Source organism: Kocuria sp. NPDC057446 (assembly GCF_042802875.1).
GTDB lineage: Bacteria > Actinomycetota > Actinomycetes > Actinomycetales > Micrococcaceae > Kocuria.
In genome coordinates, this window is record NZ_JBHVDI010000253.1 from 1 (window position 1) to 2,857 (window position 2,857).

The 2,857-nt window shown below is 69.2% G+C and carries 2 protein-coding genes; both read right to left on the reverse strand.

Annotated elements, in window-relative coordinates:
- Positions 1-46 precede the first annotated feature (46 nt).
- Positions 47-1,018: a succinate dehydrogenase iron-sulfur subunit gene (gene sdhB, locus ACFU0Y_RS17755; protein WP_380216224.1), complete on the reverse strand. Its 972-nt coding sequence runs from the start codon at positions 1,016-1,018 to the stop codon at positions 47-49.
- Entirely contained in the window at positions 1,018-2,769 is a 1,752-nt protein-coding gene (gene sdhA / locus ACFU0Y_RS17760) for a succinate dehydrogenase flavoprotein subunit (RefSeq protein ID WP_380216226.1), read from the reverse strand. The genes sdhB and sdhA overlap by 1 nt, the downstream gene beginning before the upstream one ends.
- Positions 2,770-2,857: the final 88 nt, after the last annotated feature.

Below are 2,857 nucleotides of genomic sequence, written 5' to 3' on the forward strand. Positions count from 1 at the left end.
CCCCCCGCGGTGCAGGGGACGGGCCGCGGCGGCGACGGGGCACGGCTCACATGGAGCGGCTCAGGATGGCGCTCTTGACCTCGGCGATGGCCTTCGTGACCTGGATGCCGCGCGGGCACGCCTCGGTGCAGTTGAAGGTCGTGCGGCAGCGCCACACGCCCTCCTTGTCGTTGAGGATCTCCAGGCGGAGGTCCCCGGCGTCGTCGCGCGAGTCGAAGATGAACCGGTGCGCGTTGACGATGGCCGCGGGGCCGAAGTACTGGCCGTCGGTCCAGAACACCGGGCACGACGACGTGCACGCGGCGCACAGGATGCACTTGGTCGTGTCGTCGAAGCGCGCCCGGTCCTCCTGGGACTGGTAGCGCTCCATGGTCGGCTCGTTGCCGCCGGCCACCAGGAACGGCATGATCTCGCGGTAGGACTGGAAGAACGGCTCCATGTCCACGATCAGGTCCTTCTCGCACGGCAGGCCCTTGATCGGCTCCACCGTGACGGGCTTGGACAGGTCGAGGTCCTTGAGCAGCACCTTGCAGGCGAGCCGGTTCTGGCCGTTGATGCGCATGGCGTCCGAACCGCACACGCCGTGGGCGCAGGAGCGGCGGAAGACGAGCGTCCCGTCGATCTCCCACTTCACCTTGTGCAGGGCGTCCAGCACGCGGTCGGTGCCGTACATGGTGAGCTTGAACTCGTCCCAGCGGACCTCGTCGGAGACCTCCGGGTTGTAGCGGCGGATCTGCAGGGTCAGGTCGAAGGTCGGGATCTCCTGCTTGCCCTGCTCCTCCTCGGGCAGCTCCACCCGCGAGGCGGGCTCCCCGCCCTCGGCGTTCTCGGCGGCGGGGTCCACGGCCGGTGCCGCGGACTCGTCGCGCTCGTCGGCGGCACCGGCGTCCGCGTCGGTCTTGTGGCCGGCGCGGTCGTCCTGGCCGTGGGCCGGGGCGTGGCCGTGCTCGGGGGCGCGGTCCTGGGGGTCGTCGTCGCGGCCGTCCTCGGGCCGGTCGGGAGTGTGTGCGGTAGACATCAGTACTTACGCTCCATGGGCTCGTAGCGGGTGAAGATGACGGGCTTCGTCTCCTGCCGGATCCCCGCGGTGGGGGAGGAGGGGTCGAGGTAGACCATCGAGTGCTTCATGAAGTTGGCGTCGTCGCGCTCCGGGAAGTCCTCCCGGAAGTGCCCGCCGCGGGACTCCGTGCGGTGCAGGGCGGCCACGGTCATGACCTTCGCGAGCTGCAGGAGGAATCCGAGCTCCACGGCCTCGAGCAGGTCGAGGTTGAAGCGCTTGCCCTTGTCCTGGATGGAGATGTTCGCGTACCGGGCCTCGAGGGCGGCGATGTCGTCCAGCGCCGCCTGCAGGGTCTCGGCGGTGCGGAACACCTGGACGTTGAGGTCCATGGTGTCCTGCAGGTCCTTGCGGATCGCGGCGACCTTCTCGGTGCCGGTGCCGTTGCGGGCGTTGTCCAGCAGCGCCACGGTGCTGTCCAGGGCGGTGTCCGGGACGGGCACGAACTCGGCCTGCTGCGCGTACTCGGCCGCGTAGATGCCGGCGCGCTTGCCGAACACGTTGATGTCCAGCAGCGAGTTGGTGCCCAGCCGGTTGGAGCCGTGCACGGACACGCAGGCCACCTCGCCGGCGGCGTACAGGCCCGGGACCACCGTCTCGTTGTCCTGGAGCACCTCGGCCTTGATGTTGGTCGGGATGCCGCCCATGGCGTAGTGGCAGGTCGGGAACACCGGGACGGGCTCGGTGTAGGGCTCCACGCCCAGGTAGGTGCGGGCGAACTCCGTGATGTCGGGCAGCTTCGCGTCGATGTGCGCCGGCTCGAGGTGCGTGAGGTCGAGCAGGACGTAGTCCTTGTTCGGCCCGGCGCCGCGGCCCTCGCGCACCTCGTTGGCCATGGACCGGGCCACGATGTCACGGGGGGCGAGGTCCTTGATGGTCGGGGCGTAGCGCTCCATGAACCGCTCGCCGTCGGCGTTGCGCAGGATCCCGCCCTCGCCGCGGGCGGCCTCGGAGACGAGGATGCCCAGCCCGGCCAGGCCGGTCGGGTGGAACTGGATGAACTCCATGTCCTCGAGGGGCAGGCCGTTGCGGAAGGCGATCGCCATGCCGTCGCCGGTGAGCGTGTGGGCGTTGGAGGTGGTCTTGTAGACCTTGCCGGCTCCGCCGGAGGCGAAGACCACGGACTTGGCCTGGAAGACGTGCAGCTCCCCGGAGGCGAGGTCGTAGGAGACCACGCCGGCGACGCGGCGCTGACCGTCGACCTCGGTCATGATCAGGTCCAGGACGTAGTACTCGTTGAAGAACTCCACGTTGTGCTTGATGCAGTTCTGGTACAGCGTCTGGAGGATCATGTGGCCGGTGCGGTCCGCGGCGTAGCACGCGCGGCGCACAGGGGCCTTGCCGTGGTCCCGGGTGTGGCCGCCGAAGCGGCGCTGGTCGATCTTGCCCTCGGGGGTGCGGTTGAACGGCAGGCCCATCTTCTCGAGGTCGAGAACGGCGTCGATGGCCTCCTTGGCCATCACCTCGGCGGCGTCCTGGTCGACCAGGTAGTCACCGCCCTTGATGGTGTCGAACGTGTGCCACTCCCAGTTGTCCTCCTCGACGTTGGCGAGAGCCGCGCACATGCCGCCCTGCGCCGCGCCGGTGTGGGAACGCGTGGGGTACAGCTTGGTCAGTACGGCAGTGCGGGAGCGCTGACCGGCCTCGATGGCGGCGCGCATACCGGCACCACCGGCGCCGATGATGACCACGTCGTACTTGTGAACCTGCATACCGGTTGTTCTTTCTGTTGGATGTTCAGTCAGATGTGCGGGGGTCCGGTCGCCCGTGACCGGACGGCGGAGGCGGCCCGCCGCGGGG